Source organism: Aeromonas salmonicida (assembly GCF_028355655.1).
In the GTDB taxonomy this organism is placed as follows: domain Bacteria; phylum Pseudomonadota; class Gammaproteobacteria; order Enterobacterales; family Aeromonadaceae; genus Aeromonas; species Aeromonas salmonicida.
Map to the genome: position 1 here is coordinate 1,038,321 of NZ_CP110645.1, position 17,577 is coordinate 1,055,897.

A 17,577-nucleotide genomic window follows, 5' to 3' on the forward strand; every position below is an offset into this window, starting at 1 on the left:
AGAGATAAGGCCAGCAGAGTGCTGGCCTTATCTCGTTGATTGGCGATGGAAGGGTTAGCGGACAACCAGCACAGGGCAGGGTGCGTGGCGCACCACTGACTCGGCGACACTGCCCACCAGCAGGTGGCTGAGGCCGGAACGGCCATGGCTGCCCATGACCACGAGATCAATCTTGTCCTCTTTTGCCTGAATGACGATTTCGTCGGCGGCGCGGCCGAAGCGTACTTCGAAGCTGGCGGGAATGGGCAGGGTGGCGACCAGCTCTTTCAACTGGGTCTTGGCCTGGCGTTCCATTTCGTGGGTGATCTCGATGGCGGTCATGTGCAGGATTTTGTAGCTGTCGAAACCATGCAATTGATCCACCACATGGATCAGCTTGAGCTCTGCCTTATGGCTCTGGGCCATGAACACGGCATAGTCGAGCACTGACTGGGACATCTGGGAAAAATCGACGGGGCAGAGCAGGGTTTTGATGGATGGCATATGAAGGCTCCCCTATGGTTGGGTTACTAATGAATCTTATTGTCAATAATACCCATTCAGAGGGCAATAACCCTCGACTCGCTCGCAAAACAGGGAAAAAGAGGTGATTCGGTTCGAGATCCCCATATCATGTGGTATGGCTTTGGTGTACTCATCGCGCAGGCTGATCCGTCCGATGAGCGCATCGCCACCGAGGAAATTGTGAATCATGGTTCGTCTGCTGCTTTCGTTGCTGTTTCTCTTGTTCTGCTTGCCTGGCAGGGCCGACCCTTTGCATGTCTATTGCGATGACTGGCCCGCTTTCTGTCAGCCCGATGGGCGGGGCATCTATCTGGATATCGTCGGCGCCATCTATCAGCCCCATGGCTATGAGGTCGTCCCGCACATAGTGCCCTACAAGCGGGCGTTGGCGGTGGTGGCGCAGAAGGGGGGCGACATGGCGATGGGGGTCTATCGGGACGAGGTCAACGGCGTACGCCAGCCGGACTATCCAGCCTCTGCCGACGATCTGACTGTGCTGATGCTCAAGAAGTGGCAACCCCAGTGGCTGGGTGAACACAGTCTGAAAGGGCAGGGGGTGCTGTGGCTGCGGGGCTGGGCCTTCGACAAGTACATCCCGGTCTCAATGCGCTGGCACGAGATTGACAGCCACGACATGGCGTTGCAACTGCTGGCCAAGGAGCGTTACCGCTACTACCTGACCGCCGGTGTGCTCTATTCAGCCGACTCCATTCCCGCCAACATGAATCGTACCTTCCTGCGCTGGATCCCGACCTACCCCATCTTTGCCGATACCGAGCGGGGGGCCCGCCTGCAGCAACTCTGGGATCAGGGCATGGTGCGCCTGATCCGCAGCGGCACCCTGACCGAGATCTATCGACGTTATCAACTCCATGATTACTATCGCGGTTTTATCAAGGAGTTGGAACAAAGAGTCGAGCCAAGCGGTAACTGATGCAACTATAGATGGAAAAGGAGTGAAGTAACTCATTCTCTGGTCGATAGAAAGATAAATCTATCGAAAATCCAGGGAGATAACATGCAAGTGCCCCTTCCATCAGCCGCTATCGGCCGCAGCGATACTGCTTCTACAGGCAGCCGTGCATCTGGCGACCCTCAAAGCAGAATTGCTCAATTAGAAGCAAAATCGGCAAAGATTAGGGAACAGATAAAAGCGCTCACAGACAAGAAAGATGAGAGCGCGGCAGCGGATCCCCAATCAGCGAAAGCACAGCAAGAGCAGATCAAAGTCCTGCAACAACAACTGGAACTGATCATGGCGGAAATTGCTCGCCTGCAGGCGGAAGCCGCCAAGAAAGAGGAGCCGACCAACAAGCGTCAAGAAGCTCCCGCGGCCGCCAATTCTGACAACTTGCCAATGAACAGCACATTTTCCATTACGGTTTGACTGTTCGTCACAGCGCCACGGCTCAGGACTGAGGTTATCCCTTCGCCAACTGGTCGTAGAGGATAACGTTGATCGAGGCACCTGGTTCATGCTGCCTTGCTGTGTAGTCACATAGACCAGATGCTTATTATCCCTTGGCCCTCAGGCGTTTGGCCAGCCGGTCATAGAGGATCACATTGACCGAGGCGGCCAGGTTCATGCAGCCCTGGGTCGGGACATAGATCACCTCCTTCACCGCCGCGAAGCGGGCGGGATCCAGGGTGCCATCCTCGGGACCGAAGATGTAGAAGGCACGTTCAGGGTGGACATAATCTGGCAACGATGTGGCCCCCTCGATAAGATCCACCAGCACAGGGGTGCAGCCGGTCGGCACAAAGTCCAGCAGCGCCTCGACCCCGAGCAGGGGGATCTTGTCCACCATCTGCTTGGTATCGGTAGCAAAACGGCGTGCCAGCTCGAAGCGGTTGCCCGTGTAGTAGACCTCGTCCGCCCCGTAGCAACCGGCGGCACGCATCACGGCCCCCACGTTCTCCGGTGACTTGGGATTGACCAGTCCGATGCAGCAATACGGGGATGCGTCCTCTGTTGGTGACTGTGGATTGGTTTGTCCCTCACAGCCGTAATCCGACTCTTTCATCTCTCTCTCCTCTGTGGCGGCGGCATTATAAGCGGCAGTCGCCCGCCCGCACATGAAAAGTGGCGCACATAGACGAGAAAGCCGTCGCAGCTTGCAGCTGATTTTTTGTGCGCAAATCGACATTTCTTGCACGAGAGGATGGCGGGAAAACGTTTTTCATAAATAATAGACAAACGTTTGCAACTGGATGTTTGTCTATGACTGAGCGTGAACAAGAGATCCTCGCCCTGCTGCGCCAGGATCCCATGATTGCCCAGCAGGAGCTGGCGGATCGCCTCGGCATCAGCCGCTCGGCGCTGGCGAGCCATATCTCCAGCTTGATGCGGCAGGGCTATGTGCAGGGGCGGGGCTATGTGCTGCGGGAAGGCCCCTACGCCGTGGTGATCGGCGGCGCCAATATGGATATCTGCGGCTGCAGTCATGACAACCTGCGCATCGGCGATTCCAACCCCGGCAAGGTGCGCACCTCCGCCGGCGGTGTGGGGCGCAACATAGCCGAGAACCTGGCACGGCTTGGCACCGACACCCGGCTGCTGACCGCGGTGGGCAACGACCAGTACGGTCATCATCTGCTGGAAGTGAGCCAGCGCGCCGGGGTCGACGTGCGCCAGGTGCTGGTGCTGGAGGGGCAGGCTACCTCCTGTTACCTCAGCCTGCACGATGGCAGCGGCGAGATGAGCTGCGCCGTCAACGACATGGCGATCATCGACCAGCTCACACCGGCCCGGCTTACCCCGCTCACCGGTTTCCTTGGCGCGGCGCGGCTCTGGGTGCTCGACACCAACCTCGCCACCCACACCCTGGACTGGCTGTTCGAGCGCCAGGGTGAGCACATCATCTTCGTTGACACAGTCTCCGTGGCCAAGGTGGAGAAGATCCGCCCCTGGCTGCACCGGATCCACACCCTCAAGCCCAATCGCAGCGAGGCTGAGCAGCTGTGCGGCTTCACCATTGCCGGGCCCGATACCTGGCCCATGGTGGCAGCCTGGTTCCACCGCGCCGGGGTGCAGCGGCTGTTCCTGAGCCTCGGCGATCAGGGGATTTTCTATAGCGACGGGGAGTGCCAGGGCCATCTGCCCGTGCTCGGCAGCCCTGTCGTCAACGTGACCGGCGGTGGCGATGCCTTCATGGCAGGGCTGGCCCACGCCTGGTTGCAGGAGAGCGACATGACCGACACCACCCGCTTCGCTCTCGGCTGCGCCGCCCTCACCGTCAATTGTTCCGATACCGTCTTTTCCGGCCTATCCAAGGCCGCCGTTGAACGCATGCTGGAGGAGTACCCATGTTGAACGCTTACCTCGATATCCAACCTGAAGTCGCCGCTGCCCTGGCCGCCGGCAAGCCTGTCGTTGCCCTGGAGTCCACCATCATCTCCCACGGCATGCCCTATCCGCAGAACGTGGAGACGGCGCGCCAGGTAGAGCAAGTGGTGCGCGACAACGGCGCCGTGCCGGCCACCATCGCCATTCTGGATGGCCGCCTCAAAGTGGGTCTGGATGCGGGGGCGCTGGAGGCGCTGGGCCGGGCCGGTCATGCCGCCACCAAGTGCAGCCGACGGGATATCCCCTTCGTGCTGGCGAACAAGGGGCTGGGCGCGACCACGGTCGCCTCTACCATGATCATCGCTGCCATGGCCGGTATCCGGGTGTTTGCCACCGGCGGTATCGGCGGCGTGCACCGCGGTGCTCAGGAAACCTTCGACATCTCGGCGGATCTGCAGGAGTTTGCCCAGACCCCGGTCGCCGTGGTGTGTGCTGGTGCCAAGTCGATCCTCGACATCGGCCTGACCCTGGAGTACCTGGAGACTCAGGGTGTGCCGGTCATCGGTTATCAGACCGAGGAGCTGCCCGCCTTCTACACCCGCGAAAGCGGCTTCAAGGTGGATTACCGCCTCGACACCCCGGCGGCCATTGCCGAGGCGCTGCGTCTGAAGTGGGAGCTGGGACTGGCCGGTGGCGCCGTGGTCACCAACCCGATCCCGACCCAGTTCGCCATGCCCAAGGCCGACATAGATGCCGCGATCAAACAGGCGTTGCAAGAGGCGGACGAGCAGGGAGTCAAGGGCAAGGCATCCACCCCCTTCCTGCTGGCGCGGGTGTGTGAGCTGACCGGCGGCAACTCCCTGGCGGCCAACATCCAGCTGGTGCTGAACAACGCCGCCCTGGGGGCGCGTATCGCCGCCAGTTTGTAATCACTTGCTGCAGACGAAAAAGAGGGCCCCTTGGCCCTCTTTTCTATTTCGGCGCTGTGATCGCCCGGGTGGATTATTGCAATACCAGCCGACCATGCAGCGGCTGCACGGGTCTGTTGTTGGGGTGGTGCATCACCGCCTTGAAGGCGTCGATCTGGGCCTGGCTCACCTGGACCGGCTGCTTCATCACCAACCAGCGCACCCCTTCCGAGCAGGGCGGTGTGGTCAGCGAACCGCTGAAGCGGTAGTAGTCGCGATTGGCTGGCAGCAACTGCTCGGCCGAAAGCGGCGCCTTGAGGGCGTGGATCTCGCCCGTTTTCGCTGGCAACTGATCCCAGGCCCGGGTCAGCGCCGGATTGGCCTTGCCCGCTTCAAACATCACGGCCAGCACGGCGATCTCGCCCTTGGCATTGGAGTGCACCAGGTGCCCTTCCAGCGGATAGGATTTGCCCTTGATGAGGTTTTCACTGGGAGCATGGAAGTGGAACTGCTTGAGCTCGAAGCGTATGCCATCGAGCATCAAGGTACTGCCCGGGGCATAGCCGACTTGTACTGTATGGCCATTGTTGACCAGGGTTTTACCGCCCGCCAGATAGTGGAACTGCAGTGGAACCAGCTTGGCGTCTACCAGACCGTCGAGGTCTATCGGCGACTGGTTGCTGCCTGCACACTGGCCAAATTCCGGCGTCAGTTTGGCCCATTGTGCCGGCCCGGCTTCACCGTTGTACTCCCAGTGCGGGGTGGCGGCGAAGACGGCGGGGCAGAGCAACAGAGAGCAGGCCAACAGAGACTTTCTCATCATACATCCTTATCTTGATTGAAAAGCACAGCCATCCGCTTCCTTAATAAGTGAAGGAACAGTGGATAGCATTATCTAAAATGCGGGATACAGAATGTTAGACAGTATTTTTATTATTAACAGCCGTATGACAGATCATATTTATGATGTATATAAAATAGATCTAATTAACAGGTGGCTGCCACTGCATATTGAATAATCGTTTTATTCAATGACAGCAATCTAATTAATCGGCTGTTATTGAAGATGGATTTGTTCATAATTCACTCATCGAAATTCAGCTCTTTTTTGCCTCGCAAGTCCCCGCCACCAGTCCGTCTTAAATATATTAATTCATTGTTTTTATTGTGGTTTTTGTTGGTTTCATTTGATCTTGAGCAAATAACGCACAAGCGTTCCCGGTCAGGCTGAGCTTGCTGTTATGCACAGCCACAAGGGAGAGAGAAAAATGAATAAATATTATTTTTTGCTGGCGTTGGGCCTGCCGGGGATGGGGTGGGCAGTCGAACCGATCCAACCTGTCGAGGCAGTCAAGGTGGGATCGCCAGAGAAAGTCGAGCTGGGCAAGATGTTGTTCTTCGAGCCGAGGCTCTCCAAATCCGGCGCCATCTCCTGCAACTCCTGCCATAACCTGGCGACCGGCGGCGTGGACAATCAGGTCAGCTCCCTCGGCCACAAGTGGAAGGAGGGACCGATCAACTCCCCCACAGTGCTCAACTCCAGCCTCAACTTCGTGCAGTTCTGGGATGGCCGCGCCAAGGATCTGAAGGCGCAGGCGGCAGGCCCCATCGAAAATCCGCTGGAGATGGCCTTCACCCACAAGCTGGCGGTGGATACCCTGCATACCCTGCCCGAATATCGCAGCCGTTTCAGCGCCGTCTACGGCAAGGCGAACTTTGGCATTGATGAGGTGACAGACGCCATCGCCGCCTTCGAAGAGACCCTGGTCACCCCCAACGCGCCGTTCGATCGCTGGTTGAAGGGAGACGGCAAGGCGCTGACGGCGCAGCAGTTGAAGGGCTATCAGCTGTTCAAGGAGAAGGGCTGCACTGCCTGCCACAACGGGGTGGCCATAGGTGGCAACTCCTATCAGAAGATGGGGCTGGTCAAGCCGTTCAAGACCGACAACCCGGCCCAGGGCCGTGGCGGCGTGACGGGCGAGAAGCAGTTCATCGGCTGGTTCAAGGTGCCGACCCTGCGCAATATCGAGCTGACCTACCCCTACTTCCACGATGGTTCAGTCTGGGATCTGAAGGAGGCGGTGCAGATAATGGCGGACATCCAGCTGGGCCAGGCGTTGAGCGAGCAGGAGGCCGACGACATGACCGCCTACCTCAAGAGCCTGACCGGCAAGCGGCCCCGGATAGTGCTGCCGATCCTGCCGCCCTCCCGACCCGATACCCCCAGGCCTCAGGTCAAGAGCTGACCGGGTCGTGAGTCTGAATCCAGGCGGGGCTGAGGCCCCGCTTTTTCATGGCTCTATCTCTCTGATAACACAGCCAAAGTACCGTATTCAGCATAATGACAAGGGGATGACAATCCCCCAGCTGGCGGCGGGGATTTCACCGATTTGCAGCCCTCTTCACAATTTCAACACGCTCACAATCTGTTCGATTGCCTAACTCATCCGACCTGGTGTCAAATCACTCCGCCCAATACAAGGAGTGGCATAATAATGAATAATATCAATAAATTAGTTCTGGCTATCGGATTCACTCTCACCACCTTCCCGGCCCTGGCGGCAGGCTTCCAGTGCAAGGATCACGTCAAACTCGGGGTCCCGAGTCAATCCAGTCAGCTGTTGTGCCGGGACGGTTATGCCGCCGGATACAACTATGACACCAAGGTCGCAGACTGGGTCTCTTACCGTATGACGGCGGCCAGCGCCCAGGGTCAGGTGCCGCGCAAGGATGCCTTCGCCGAAGACAGGGAGGTGCCGGTGCAGTTCCGCGCTACCCTGGCGGACTACAAGGGGTCGGGCTACGACAGGGGTCATCAGGCGCCCGCGGCGGACATGCGCTCCACCGCCGCTACCATGAAGCAGAGCTTCCTGCTGACCAACATGACGCCGCAGTTACCGGCGCTCAATCAGGGGGCCTGGCGCATTCTGGAAGAGAAGACCCGCCAGTGGGCCATCGCCTATCAGGATGTTCAGGTGATCACGGGCCCCATCTTCACCAACTCCGATGGCGCCATCGGTAACGGTGTAACTGTGCCCCACGCCTACTACCGGGTGGTGATGGATGTGGCCAACCAGGAGGCGATCGCCTTCGTGCTGCCGCAACAGAACGTATCGGCCAGCCGGCTTGCGGATTACATAGTGACTGTGGATTCGGTGGAGGAGCAGACCGGACTGGATCTTTTCACCGAGCTGCCGGATGAGCAGGAAGAGGCCATGGAATCACGGCTGATGGCCATGTGGGGCAACTGACTCGCGGCAACGACAACAGGGGCCTGGGCCCCTGTTGTCAGTCGTTCAGGTCGTCACCTATCTTCTTGACGGTGTCCCGGGTGCCGTGACCAATTTCGCGGGTCACATCCCGGGTGGTGTGGCCAATCTCGCGGGTCACGTTGCGGGTGGTATGCCCCACGGTTCTGCCCGCCTCCTTGATGTCGGCACATCCGCTGGTCAATGTGCCCAGGGTCAGGCCGAGTGCCAACAGTGCCATGCAGTTACGCATCATGCCGTGCTCCTTCAGGTTTCATCGTTATATCCGATTTGCGGCGGGCATTATGGCCTCGTGTGCAGCGGGCGGGCAACCAGCAGGGTATGGCCAGGGCCCGGGATCTCGTGCTCTTCCTCCACGTGGAAATGCGCCTCGCGCAGGCACTGGTACATCTGTTTGGAGTGATAGAAGCGGCTGTTGCCGTTGGCCAGACAGGTGAAGTAGAGGGAGGTGGCGTTGAGACTGAAACTGGCGGCTTCGAAGGTCTGCCGGTCCCAGAACAGCTCCAGGATGCAGACCCGGGCATCGGGTTTCATGCAATGCCGGATCCGGTTCAGGATGGCGACTATCTGCTTGTGGCTGAAGCAGTCGAGGAACTGGCTCATCCACCAGATGTCTGCCTCGCCGGGCAAGGGGCCCGGTTGCAGCAGATCCACCCCATGACCCTGTACTCGATCGCCGAGACCTGCCTCTTCAATATTCAGGCGGGCCAGTGCCAGCTGCTCGGGCAAGTCCAGAATGGTGACGTGCAGGGCGGGATCCCGCTTGGCACAAGCGATGGCCCACTTGCCGGTGTTGCCACCGAGATCGTAAAGGTGGCTTGGTTCATAGCTGAACACCTTGTTCTGGGCCTGCTGGAACGCCCAGTCGGAGTAGAAGTGATCAAACGCAAACCAGCTGCTGCGGGCAGGCTCCGGCAGCTCGCTCAAGTGCGGGTAGAGGGTCTGCCAGGGGCCGAATTCCTGCAAGCCGGCCGGTGTGCCCTGACGGATGGCATCGAGCAGGTGGGCGAGGGGCTGATAGCAGACATGCTGGGTGAAGTCGAGATTGACCCGGCTCATGGCATCGTGCTGCAGATATTTGCCGACCCGGCCCAGCACATAGTGCTCGCCGGCCAGGTAGCAGAGTCCGCCGCCGAGCCCCATGTCCAGCAGAACGCTGACGGCATATTCGCTCAGCTCGCACGCACTGGCTATCTGTGCCAGCGGAGCACCCTGCTGGCCACGGGTCTCGAGAAAGGCGAGCACCCCGGTTTCACGCAGACACCAGCTGGCCTGGAACAACATGGGCCCGAAGGCGATCTTCTGGGCCGCACTGATGGCCTCCAGCGCGTTATAGGGGTCTGCCTGATAGTGGTTCACTGGATGGCTCCTGCCGGATCAGCGGCTGTTTGCGCGGGCGAGTTCGGTCTGGATGGCCTGATTCAGGCCCAGGATCCAGCGGTTATAACTGCGATGAATGTTGCCCTTGCCTTTATCATCCAGATTGACGCTGCTCACATAATTAATGGAATAGTCGTGAGCGCTATATGGAATATCGATCACAGCCTGATGTTGGCGCACATTGACTTGGCCACGAATAAGTCCCGGCTTCTCTTTTTTCATCACCCAGCTCTTGCTGATCCCCGCCGTGATAATGGCGTTGGCCACCTGATCTTCGGTCAGATTGAAGGCAACCGGGTTGGCGGCCATATTGCGAATGGGCTGGCTGGTAGAGCAGGCGGCCAGCAGGGCGCAGGCCAGCAACAGGGATACCTTGTTAATAACTTTCATAATATTCCTTGCGACGATATTCAATATTGAGGACATGGCAATGAGACAACACAAATCATTTATTTTCAATCACTATGCCAATAGATAATCTGCGCCAGCTATTATTTTTGACGAATAATGGTATTATTCGCGCAGCATTAATGTGATGACTCCAATTGTTAATTTCCATGGAGCAGGCACTGCCCAGCGGGTGAGTGCTTTTTACCGTCTTCGCGCTCACGCCAAATGTTAAGGACAGGTTGCCTGAAATATGCTCTCTTTTTCGCTGCAAGCTAGTCAGGCACTGTCACCGGGTCTGGTCGACGAACGCGACTGGCAGGAGTGGGCGCAGTGGGGTCAATGGCCTGCGGCGGTACCATTTCCTGCCACTCCTCTGTTGCCCATGATGATGGCGCGTCGCCTGAGCCAGGGTTCCCGGTTGGCGGTGCAGGTCGGCTTGAGCCTGCTGGCCCGCCATCCCGTCGATTACGCCATCTTCGTCAGTCGACACGGCGAGCTGGCTCGTTCCGTGACCCTGTTGCAGGCGCTGGCGGCCAGACAGGCGCTCTCACCCACGGATTTTTCCATGTCAGTCCACAATACGGCCGCCGGCCTCTGTTCCATCCAGGGCCAGGCCGCCATCCCCATGACGTCGCTGGCGGCGGGGAAGGGCGGATTGATGGCGGGGTTTACCGAGGCGGTGGCGGCCTTGCACGCCGGTGCTCAACAGGTGCTGTTGGTGGCGTTCGAGGGGCCTGTGCCGGATTTTCATTGCCCCTGGCTGCCAGACGAGGCGCCACCCCATGCACTGGGGCTGATATTGCAGGCCGGTGAGCAGTGGTGCTGCCAAGCTGCGAGTGGCGTGAGTCCGGGATCCGGGGCAACTTCGACTTTGCCTCAGTCGCTGGCCTTCTGGCGGGCCCTGCTGCGGGATGAATCGGCACTGACCCTTTGCAATGGCCGGCAGGAGTGGACATGGCAGCGGCACTGAACCTGTGCTGGCGCCTGCTTGGCACGGCCTTTGGCTTCGCCCTGTTCGGGGTGGGCGGTCTGCTGCTCACCCTGTTCTGGTTTCCGTTGCTGGCGCTCTGCCTGCGCGGTGAGCGACGGCGTACCCTGGCCCAGCTGACCATACGTCACAGCTTTCGGCTGTTTCTCGGTGTGCTGCGCGGCTGGGGCGTGCTGGATTATCGGGTGAGCGGCATGCCCGCCGACTTGCGCGGCGCCCTGGTAGTGGCCAATCACCCCAGTCTGCTCGATTACGTCATGCTGGCGGCCGAGATGCCGGTGTGTGACTGCATCGTCAAGCAATCCCTCTGGCGCAACCCTTTCGTGGGCGGCGTGGTCAGGGCGGCAGATTATATTCCCAACGTAGAGGCGCAGCGCCTCCTGCCCCTGTGCATGGCGCGGATCCAGGCAGGCGGTCTGTTGCTGATCTTCCCCGAGGGCACCCGCACCACGCCGGGGGAGCCCATCAAGTTGCAACGGGGCGCCGCCCAGTTGGCGGTGCGCAGTCAGGTGCCCCTGCAACCGGTGCGGATCCACTGCAACACCCGATTTCTCACCAAGCAGGACAAATGGTTCAAGATCCCGGAAAATAAGCCGACCTTCACCATAGAATTCCTGCCGCAAGTGGCGCCAGACGAGGTGGTCGCCACCGGACAGAGCAGCGCTCTGGCCGCGCGCCAGTTGACCCGTTTTCTCACCCGGACCCTGCAAACAGGGCCCCAATGACAGCGTATGGAACAGTTATGCAAGACCTGCACCTAGAGATCAAACAACTCATCATCGACAGTCTCAACCTCGAGGGACTGACCCCTGAAGATATAGACAGCCAGGCCCCGCTGTTCGGTGATGGCCTGGGACTGGACTCTATCGATGCGCTGGAGTTGGGCCTTGCCATCAAGGGCCGCTACGGCATTGTGCTCTCCGCCGAGGATGAGAATACCCGTCGTCACTTTGCCTCAGTCGCAGCACTGGTCGCCCTGGTGCAGGCCCAGTCGAAAGGGGAGGCCTGAGCCATGACCCGTGACGACATCTTTGCCCAGATCAAAACCGCCCTCGTCGATCTGTTCGAAGTCGATGAAGAGGCCATCACTCCCGAGGCACGCCTCTATCAGGATCTCGAGCTCGACAGCATAGATGCCATCGATCTGGTGGTGCACCTGCAAAAGCTGACCGGCAAGAAGATAAAGCCGGAAGAGTTCAAGTCGGTGCGCAGCGTCAATGACGTTGTGGATGCGGTCGAGCGTCTGCTCGCCGGCGCCTGATGCGGATGCGCGCCAGATCATGACGCGCTGGCTCTCCTGGCTGGCCGGTGGTGCCCTCTTGCTCTACCCGCTGGCGGTGTACTGGGGGCTGACTCACACCAGCCAGACTCCGCTGCTGGTGGGGCTGCTGGTCATCTTCTCCTTGCGGCTGCTGCCGGGTCTGCTCAAGCGGCGGGTCCGGTTTGGTCCCCTGCCTGAGTGGCTCTGGCTGGGTCGCCTGCTGGCCTGCATCGGGCTGGGGCTGACCCTGCTGTCGGCGCTATTCTCTGCCCGCCACTGGTTGCTCTATTACCCGCTGGCGGTGAGCCTGGCGCTGCTCTGCCTGTTTGGCTGGAGCCTGACCCGCCCCATGAGTCTGGTGGAGCGGCTGGCCCGCTTGCAGGATCCCCGCCTGCCGGATGTCGCCATCGGCTACACCCGGCGGGTGACCCAGATCTGGTGCGGCTTCTTCGTGGTCAATGGCGCCCTGGCGGCCTTCACCATCTGGTACGGCGATCTGGCGCTCTGGAGCCTCTACAACGGCCTCATCAGCTATGGGTTGATGGGCGCTTTGATGGCTGGGGAGTATCTGGTACGCCGGCGACTGATGAAGAGGCTGGCCCCATGACCCTGCTGCAAACGCTCTGGCAGCGGGACGACGACCAGCTGGTGGCGTTCGGTCAAGGCGGCGATGTGACTCTGGCCGAGCTACGCCTTGGCAGCCTGCAACTGGCTCGGGCCATGGCTCGCCATGCTCGCCCCGGGCAGTCGCGCGCGCGCTGGGCGATCTGTTTCGATGACAGCCTGCTGTTTGCGCAAGCGTTGCTCGCCTGCGCCCTCGGCGGTCATCAAGCCATCTTGCCGGGCCATCAACGGCTGGCCGGGCTGCTGGCGCTGCGGGATCAGTTTGACGGCCTGCTCACCGATGGCGAGTTGCCAGCCGATGGGCTTGATGTGCCCCAGTTGCGGTTGCCCCTTGCCGATTGCCATGACGAGCTGGATGCAGAGCGCGCCGACCTGACACCCGAACGTCTCGATCTGACCCTGTTCAGCTCGGGCTCCACCGGCGAGCCCAAGGCCATCCCCAAAGCCTGGCCCCAGCTGGAGGCCGAGCTACGGGTGCAGATAGCGCTCTGGGGCCAGGCCCTGGCCGACACCCGGGTGCTGGCCAGCGTCAGTCACCAGCACATCTACGGCCTGCTGTTTCGTATCCTGCTGCCCCTGGCCCTGGGGCGTCCGTTCGATCGCCGCAGCATCGACTATCCGGAGCAGCTGGCGGTGCAAACCGCCCCCTGGGTGCTGATCGCTTCCCCCGCTTTTCTCAGCCGACTCGATCCGGCCATTCCCGCCGCGGGCTGCCGCCTCATCGTCTCCTCCGGCGGGCCTCTGCAACCAGGGGATGCCCATCAGGCCCGGGCCCTGCTCGGCCAGCTGCCGGTGGAGATTTTCGGCAGCAGCGAGACTGGCGGTATCGGCTGGCGCCAGCGCAATCAGGCGCAGACCCCCTGGACGACGCTGCCCGGGGTCGAGGTGCGGGTCGGCCCGGATCAGGGCTTGCTGCTGCATTCCCCCTTCCTGGCAGAGGACGGCTGGCTGGCCTGCGCCGATCGCATCCTGATGAAGGGGGCCGGATTCGAGCTGCTGGGGCGCCAGGACAGGGTGATCAAGCTGGAGGAGAAGCGCATCTCCCTCGACGAGGTGGAGGCGCGCCTGCAAGCCCTGCCTGAGGTGGAGCAGGCCGCCGTGCTGCCTCTGCAGCAGGGCCAGCGTCAGATCCTCGGCGCCGTGCTGGTGCTGAGCGAGGTGGGGGCCGTCCGCTGGGCCGAGCTGGGTCAGGGCCGCTTCCTGCTGGCCCTGCGCCAGCAGCTGCGCCCCTGGCTCGAACCGGTTGCCCTGCCGCGCAGCCTGCGCCGGGTCGAGTGCATGCCCGTCAACGCCCAGGGCAAACGCCCCTGGCCACAACTCAAGGAGCTGTTCGATGAGCCTCTCTGCTGACACTCTGCCGATGAACTCGCTACCGACAGTGCTGGGCTGCGAGACGCTGGCCGATGGCGTGCGCCTGCACCTGCGGCTCGATCCGGAGCTGCCCTGGTTTGCGGGCCACTTTCCCGGGGCGCCCCTGCTGCCAGGGGTCACCCAGATCCACTGGGTCATGCACTATGCCGCCAGCCGGCTCAACCTGGAGCTGCCGTTTCACGGGCTGGATCAGCTCAAGTTCCAGCGTCCGCTGCGGCCGGGGGCCGAATGCAGCCTGAGCCTGCAGTGGCAGCCACAAAAGGATCAGCTCGTTTTCAGCTATACGCTGGGGGATGAGCCGGCGAGCAGCGGACGGGTACGCTTCATCCCATGACACCCTGCATCCTGATCCCCTGTTACAACCACGCCGGCCCGCTGGCTGCCGTACTGGATCGGCTGGCCGGCTACCAGTTGCCCTGCCTGCTGATCGACGATGGCAGCGAACCCGTCGCCGCCGCCGCGCTGGATGGGCTGGCCGCCTGCCACCCCTGGGTCACCCTGCTGCGCCATTCGCACAACCAGGGCAAGGGCGGCGCCGTGATGACGGGGCTGCGCCACGCCCATGGCCTCGGTTTCAGCCACGCCCTGCAGGTGGATGCCGATGGCCAGCACGATCTGGCAGACATTCCGGCCCTGCTGGCCGAGGCGCACCGGGATCCTGATGCGCTTATCTCGGGGCGCCCTGTCTACGACGATTCCGTGCCCAAAGGGCGCCTCTATGGCCGCTACATCACCCATGTCTGGGTCTGGATCGAGACGCTGTCGTTTGCCATCAAGGACAGCATGTGCGGCTTTCGGGTCTATCCGCTGGCGGCCAGCTGCGCGCTGCTCGAACGGGTGACGCTCGGCAGGCGAATGGATTTTGACACCGAGGTGATGGTGCGCCTGTACTGGGCCGGGGTGGCGGTGCGCTTCGTGCCGACCCGGGTCATCTACCCCGCCGATGGCAGCTCCCATTTCCAGCTCTGGCGCGACAACCGCGACATATCCTGGATGCACACCCGACTGGTGTGCCGCCTGTTGTGGGATCTGCTGTTGCGCCTGGCGAGCGGGCCTCGCCGCCTCTGGTCATGGGCGACCCAGCTGTGGCGCGAGCGCCGGACCCACTGGTCGCGCACGCCGGAGCGCGGCTCATTGCTCGGCATGCAGATCATGCTGGCCAGCTATCGCCTGCTGGGGCGGCGGGGCTTCTCCCTGCTGCTCTACCCCGTCATCGGCTACTTCTGGCTAACCGGTCGCGCCCAGCGTCAGGCATCCCAAGCCTATCTGGCCCGGCTTGAGGCCTTTTCCCGGACTCAGGGCATACGGCTCCCCCCTGAGCCGAGATCGAGCTTTCGCCACTTCCTGCGTTTTGGCGAGGCGGCGCTCGACAAGCTGGCCGGCTGGCGCGGCGACATAGCCGAGGATCAGATCGAGCTGGTGGGGAGGGTGCACTACGAGGCCGCCATCAACAGCGGCAAGGGCTTGCTGCTGCTGGGCTCTCACCTCGGCGATCTCGAGCTGTGCCGGGCCCTTGGCAGTCGCAAGGGGGAGGTGCGCATCAATGCGCTGGTCTTCACCCGTCATGCGGCCCGCTTCAACGCCCTGCTCAAGCAGATCAACCCGGATTCACGGCTCAACCTCATCCAGGTGCAGGAGATGGGGGCCGATACCGCCATCCTGCTCAAGGAGAAGCTGGATCAGGGGGAGTGGGTGGTGATCGTCGGCGATCGCACCTCTGTGACCCGGGAGAAGCGGGTGGTCTGGGCCGACTTTCTCGGCGCGCCGGCCCCCTTTCCCCTCGGTCCCTTCGCCCTGGCCAGCGTGCTGGGTTGCCCGGTTTACCTGATGTTCGGCCTCAAGGAGCAGGGGTGCTTTCGGGTGCATTTCGAGCCCTTTGCCGACAGCCTCAGTCTGCCGCGCCAGGGACGACAACAGATACTCGCGTCCCGGGTGCAGGCCTATGCCGATCGCCTGCAGCATCACTGCCTGCGCGCCCCGCTGGACTGGTTCAACTTTTTTGATTTCTGGCAGCTGACCGATGAACAAGAGTGAGATGAAGTGCGTCACCTTCGGCGCCGAGCCGTTGACCATTGAAGATGTGGTGGCGCTGGCAGAGCGTCGTGCCCGCCCGGCATTGAACCGGGATCCCGCCTTTATGGCCTGCATCCAGCGGGGCGCCGATTTTCTCGACCGACTGCTGGCCGAGGAGGGGGTCATCTACGGGGTGACCACAGGCTACGGGGATTCGGTGACCCGACCCGTGCCCGCCGAGCTGGTGCCAGAGCTGCCGCTGCACCTGACCCGCTTCCACGGCTGCGGGCTGGGGGCGGATCTTGATCTCGATGCCGGTCGCGCCGTGCTGGCGACCCGGCTCTGCTCCCTGGCGCAGGGAGTCTCCGGCGTCAGCCCGGGTTTGCTTGAGAGGCTCTGCTGGTTGCTGGAGCAGGATCTCATACCGCGCATTCCACAAGAGGGCTCCGTCGGCGCCAGCGGCGATCTGACACCGCTCTCCTACGTCGCCGCCGTGCTGGTGGGGGAGCGCGAGCTCCATCACGATGGCGCACTGCGTCCCGCCGCCGAGGTCTATCAGGAGCTGGGGATCACTCCCCTGACCCTGAGACCCAAGGAGGGCCTGGCGCTGATGAATGGCACCTCGGTAATGACGGCGCTGGCCTGTCTCGCCTACGCCCGCGCTGACTACCTGATGCAACTGGCGACCCGGATCACTGCGCTGGTGAGCGTCGCCATGGGGGGCAACGCCTTCCACTTCGACGAGCGGTTGTTTGCCGCCAAGCCCCACCCCGGCATGCAGGGCATAGCGGCCTGGCTGAGGGCGGATCTGGTGGCCGGCGAGCTGCCGCGCCACAGCGACCGGCTGCAGGACAGATACTCATTGCGCTGCGCCCCCCACGTCATAGGTGTGGTGGCCGACAGCCTGCCCTGGTGGCGCCAGCTCATCGAAAACGAGCTCAACAGCGCCAACGACAACCCGCTGATCGACGGGGAGGGGGAGCACGTGATGCACGGTGGCCACTTCTACGGCGGCCACATCGCCATGGCCATGGACAGCATGAAGACGGCCATCGCCAATCTGGCGGACCTGCTGGATCGCCAATTGGCTCAGCTGGTGGACACCAAGTTCAACGGTGGCCTGCCGAGCAACCTCTCGGGGGCGCCGGCCGGGCGGCAGATGATCAACCACGGCTTCAAGGCGGTGCAGATCGGCGTCTCGGCCTGGACCGCGGAGGCGCTCAAGCAGACCATGCCCGCCAGCGTCTTCTCCCGCTCCACCGAGTGCCACAACCAGGACAAGGTGAGCATGGGCACCATAGCGGCGCGCGATGCCCTGCGGGTGCTGACCCTGACCGAACAGGTCGGGGCCGCCTGCCTGCTGGCGGCGGTACAGGGGGTCGAGCTGCGCCTGGCCCAGCCCACGCCCTTCACCCGGCCGCTCAGCCCGGCCCTGGCCCATATGGTGCAGCAGGTGCGGGCCGAGTTTGCGCCTCTGCTGGAAGACAGGGCGCTGGAGCAGGAGCTCAGGGCGCTGATCGCCCGTCTCCGCCAGCGTCACTACCCCCTTTATGGGCCGAGCCAGGACTGAAACAAGGTCACTA

At 61.8% G+C, this 17,577-nt stretch carries 21 protein-coding genes; 15 read left to right on the forward strand and 6 right to left on the reverse strand.

Features of this window, described 5'->3' with window-relative positions:
• Positions 1-54: 54 nt before the first annotated feature.
• A complete protein-coding gene (locus ONZ54_RS05130; RefSeq protein WP_271787623.1) occupies positions 55-483 on the reverse strand; it encodes a universal stress protein in 429 nt (142 codons plus the stop codon).
• Between the two features lie 208 nt (positions 484-691).
• Here ONZ54_RS05130 and ONZ54_RS05135 point away from each other — a divergent pair, with 208 nt between their 5' ends.
• Together ONZ54_RS05135 and ONZ54_RS05140 are read left to right on the forward strand one after the other, a co-directional pair.
• Positions 692-1,438: a type 2 periplasmic-binding domain-containing protein gene (locus tag ONZ54_RS05135; RefSeq protein ID WP_271787624.1), complete on the forward strand. Its 747-nt coding sequence runs from the start codon at positions 692-694 to the stop codon at positions 1,436-1,438.
• Between the two features lie 84 nt (positions 1,439-1,522).
• Positions 1,523-1,891, forward strand: coding sequence for a FlxA-like family protein (locus tag ONZ54_RS05140; RefSeq protein ID WP_271787625.1), 369 nt, complete (start codon positions 1,523-1,525; stop codon positions 1,889-1,891).
• Between the two features lie 127 nt (positions 1,892-2,018).
• Here the strand turns inward: ONZ54_RS05140 and ONZ54_RS05145 are convergent, their stop codons facing one another.
• Positions 2,019-2,528, reverse strand: coding sequence for an RNA methyltransferase (locus tag ONZ54_RS05145; RefSeq protein ID WP_271787626.1), 510 nt, complete (start codon positions 2,526-2,528; stop codon positions 2,019-2,021).
• Positions 2,529-2,725: 197 nt separating this feature from the next.
• On the opposite strand from ONZ54_RS05145, the gene ONZ54_RS05150 reads away from it, so the two are divergent.
• Both ONZ54_RS05150 and ONZ54_RS05155 read left to right on the forward strand, forming a co-directional pair.
• Positions 2,726-3,817 (forward strand): PfkB family carbohydrate kinase, encoded by a 1,092-nt coding sequence (locus ONZ54_RS05150; protein ID WP_271787627.1) that lies wholly within the window; start codon positions 2,726-2,728, stop codon positions 3,815-3,817.
• A complete protein-coding gene (locus tag ONZ54_RS05155) occupies positions 3,811-4,719 on the forward strand; it encodes a pseudouridine-5'-phosphate glycosidase (RefSeq protein ID WP_271787628.1) in 909 nt (302 codons plus the stop codon). Before ONZ54_RS05150 ends, ONZ54_RS05155 begins: the two co-directional genes overlap by 7 nt.
• 73 nt (positions 4,720-4,792) lie before the next feature.
• On the opposite strand, the gene ONZ54_RS05160 is transcribed toward ONZ54_RS05155, so the two are convergent.
• Entirely contained in the window at positions 4,793-5,518 is a 726-nt protein-coding gene (locus ONZ54_RS05160) for a carbonic anhydrase (RefSeq protein WP_271788249.1), read from the reverse strand.
• A 448-nt stretch (positions 5,519-5,966) separates the two neighbouring features.
• Here ONZ54_RS05160 and ONZ54_RS05165 point away from each other — a divergent pair, with 448 nt between their 5' ends.
• Together ONZ54_RS05165 and ONZ54_RS05170 are read left to right on the forward strand one after the other, a co-directional pair.
• Positions 5,967-6,944, forward strand: coding sequence for a cytochrome-c peroxidase (locus tag ONZ54_RS05165; protein WP_271787629.1), 978 nt, complete (start codon positions 5,967-5,969; stop codon positions 6,942-6,944).
• A gap of 249 nt (positions 6,945-7,193) precedes the next feature.
• The gene (locus ONZ54_RS05170; RefSeq protein ID WP_059168156.1) at positions 7,194-7,949 is read left to right on the forward strand and encodes a DNA/RNA non-specific endonuclease; all 756 of its coding nucleotides are present in this window, start codon (positions 7,194-7,196) and stop codon (positions 7,947-7,949) included.
• A 37-nt stretch (positions 7,950-7,986) separates the two neighbouring features.
• On the opposite strand, the gene ONZ54_RS05175 is transcribed toward ONZ54_RS05170, so the two are convergent.
• The 3 genes from ONZ54_RS05175 to ONZ54_RS05185 are packed head-to-tail and all read right to left on the reverse strand — an operon-like array spanning position 7,987 to position 9,806.
• Entirely contained in the window at positions 7,987-8,202 is a 216-nt protein-coding gene (locus ONZ54_RS05175; RefSeq protein WP_005317818.1) for a hypothetical protein, read from the reverse strand.
• 47 nt (positions 8,203-8,249) lie between these two features.
• Entirely contained in the window at positions 8,250-9,326 is a 1,077-nt protein-coding gene (locus tag ONZ54_RS05180; protein ID WP_271787630.1) for a methyltransferase, read from the reverse strand.
• A gap of 18 nt (positions 9,327-9,344) precedes the next feature.
• Positions 9,345-9,806: a hypothetical protein gene (locus ONZ54_RS05185; RefSeq protein ID WP_271787631.1), complete on the reverse strand. Its 462-nt coding sequence runs from the start codon at positions 9,804-9,806 to the stop codon at positions 9,345-9,347.
• Between the two features lie 181 nt (positions 9,807-9,987).
• On the opposite strand from ONZ54_RS05185, the gene ONZ54_RS05190 reads away from it, so the two are divergent.
• The 9 genes from ONZ54_RS05190 to ONZ54_RS05230 are packed head-to-tail and all read left to right on the forward strand — an operon-like array spanning position 9,988 to position 17,564.
• Complete coding sequence (locus tag ONZ54_RS05190) at positions 9,988-10,707, forward strand: beta-ketoacyl synthase chain length factor (RefSeq protein ID WP_271787632.1); 720 nt, start codon at positions 9,988-9,990, stop codon at positions 10,705-10,707.
• Positions 10,692-11,450: a lysophospholipid acyltransferase family protein gene (locus ONZ54_RS05195; protein WP_271787633.1), complete on the forward strand. Its 759-nt coding sequence runs from the start codon at positions 10,692-10,694 to the stop codon at positions 11,448-11,450. The genes ONZ54_RS05190 and ONZ54_RS05195 overlap by 16 nt, the downstream gene beginning before the upstream one ends.
• Positions 11,451-11,467: 17 nt before the next feature.
• Complete coding sequence (locus ONZ54_RS05200) at positions 11,468-11,734, forward strand: phosphopantetheine-binding protein (protein ID WP_005317803.1); 267 nt, start codon at positions 11,468-11,470, stop codon at positions 11,732-11,734.
• Between the two features lie 3 nt (positions 11,735-11,737).
• On the forward strand, positions 11,738-11,986 hold the full coding sequence (locus tag ONZ54_RS05205) for an acyl carrier protein (protein ID WP_005317801.1): 249 nt from the start codon (positions 11,738-11,740) through the stop codon (positions 11,984-11,986).
• Positions 11,943-12,593 carry a COG4648 family protein gene (locus ONZ54_RS05210; protein WP_238157617.1) on the forward strand — a complete coding sequence of 217 codons (651 nt, stop codon included), beginning with the start codon at positions 11,943-11,945 and terminating at the stop codon, positions 12,591-12,593. Before ONZ54_RS05205 ends, ONZ54_RS05210 begins: the two co-directional genes overlap by 44 nt.
• Positions 12,590-13,960 (forward strand): AMP-binding protein, encoded by a 1,371-nt coding sequence (locus ONZ54_RS05215; RefSeq protein WP_271787634.1) that lies wholly within the window; start codon positions 12,590-12,592, stop codon positions 13,958-13,960. Before ONZ54_RS05210 ends, ONZ54_RS05215 begins: the two co-directional genes overlap by 4 nt.
• Positions 13,944-14,315 carry an ApeI family dehydratase gene (locus ONZ54_RS05220; protein WP_043556209.1) on the forward strand — a complete coding sequence of 124 codons (372 nt, stop codon included), beginning with the start codon at positions 13,944-13,946 and terminating at the stop codon, positions 14,313-14,315. Before ONZ54_RS05215 ends, ONZ54_RS05220 begins: the two co-directional genes overlap by 17 nt.
• The gene (locus tag ONZ54_RS05225; protein ID WP_271787635.1) at positions 14,312-16,015 is read left to right on the forward strand and encodes a glycosyltransferase family 2 protein; all 1,704 of its coding nucleotides are present in this window, start codon (positions 14,312-14,314) and stop codon (positions 16,013-16,015) included. The genes ONZ54_RS05220 and ONZ54_RS05225 overlap by 4 nt, the downstream gene beginning before the upstream one ends.
• Complete coding sequence (locus tag ONZ54_RS05230) at positions 16,002-17,564, forward strand: HAL/PAL/TAL family ammonia-lyase (protein WP_271787636.1); 1,563 nt, start codon at positions 16,002-16,004, stop codon at positions 17,562-17,564. Before ONZ54_RS05225 ends, ONZ54_RS05230 begins: the two co-directional genes overlap by 14 nt.
• Positions 17,565-17,577 lie beyond the last annotated feature (13 nt).

Coding starts and splice junctions, on each gene's coding strand:
- ONZ54_RS05130 (WP_271787623.1), bottom strand. CDS start 483: ATGCCATCCATCAAAACCCTGCTCTGCCCCGTCGATTTTTCCCAGATG.
- ONZ54_RS05135 (WP_271787624.1), top strand. CDS start 692: ATGGTTCGTCTGCTGCTTTCGTTGCTGTTTCTCTTGTTCTGCTTGCCT.
- ONZ54_RS05140 (WP_271787625.1), top strand. CDS start 1,523: ATGCAAGTGCCCCTTCCATCAGCCGCTATCGGCCGCAGCGATACTGCT.
- ONZ54_RS05145 (WP_271787626.1), bottom strand. CDS start 2,528: ATGAAAGAGTCGGATTACGGCTGTGAGGGACAAACCAATCCACAGTCA.
- ONZ54_RS05150 (WP_271787627.1), top strand. CDS start 2,726: ATGACTGAGCGTGAACAAGAGATCCTCGCCCTGCTGCGCCAGGATCCC.
- ONZ54_RS05155 (WP_271787628.1), top strand. CDS start 3,811: ATGTTGAACGCTTACCTCGATATCCAACCTGAAGTCGCCGCTGCCCTG.
- ONZ54_RS05160 (WP_271788249.1), bottom strand. CDS start 5,518: ATGAGAAAGTCTCTGTTGGCCTGCTCTCTGTTGCTCTGCCCCGCCGTC.
- ONZ54_RS05165 (WP_271787629.1), top strand. CDS start 5,967: ATGAATAAATATTATTTTTTGCTGGCGTTGGGCCTGCCGGGGATGGGG.
- ONZ54_RS05170 (WP_059168156.1), top strand. CDS start 7,194: ATGAATAATATCAATAAATTAGTTCTGGCTATCGGATTCACTCTCACC.
- ONZ54_RS05175 (WP_005317818.1), bottom strand. CDS start 8,202: ATGATGCGTAACTGCATGGCACTGTTGGCACTCGGCCTGACCCTGGGC.
- ONZ54_RS05190 (WP_271787632.1), top strand. CDS start 9,988: ATGCTCTCTTTTTCGCTGCAAGCTAGTCAGGCACTGTCACCGGGTCTG.
- ONZ54_RS05195 (WP_271787633.1), top strand. CDS start 10,692: ATGGCAGCGGCACTGAACCTGTGCTGGCGCCTGCTTGGCACGGCCTTT.
- ONZ54_RS05200 (WP_005317803.1), top strand. CDS start 11,468: ATGCAAGACCTGCACCTAGAGATCAAACAACTCATCATCGACAGTCTC.
- ONZ54_RS05205 (WP_005317801.1), top strand. CDS start 11,738: ATGACCCGTGACGACATCTTTGCCCAGATCAAAACCGCCCTCGTCGAT.
- ONZ54_RS05210 (WP_238157617.1), top strand. CDS start 11,943: ATGACGTTGTGGATGCGGTCGAGCGTCTGCTCGCCGGCGCCTGATGCG.
- ONZ54_RS05215 (WP_271787634.1), top strand. CDS start 12,590: ATGACCCTGCTGCAAACGCTCTGGCAGCGGGACGACGACCAGCTGGTG.
- ONZ54_RS05220 (WP_043556209.1), top strand. CDS start 13,944: ATGAGCCTCTCTGCTGACACTCTGCCGATGAACTCGCTACCGACAGTG.
- ONZ54_RS05225 (WP_271787635.1), top strand. CDS start 14,312: ATGACACCCTGCATCCTGATCCCCTGTTACAACCACGCCGGCCCGCTG.
- ONZ54_RS05230 (WP_271787636.1), top strand. CDS start 16,002: ATGAACAAGAGTGAGATGAAGTGCGTCACCTTCGGCGCCGAGCCGTTG.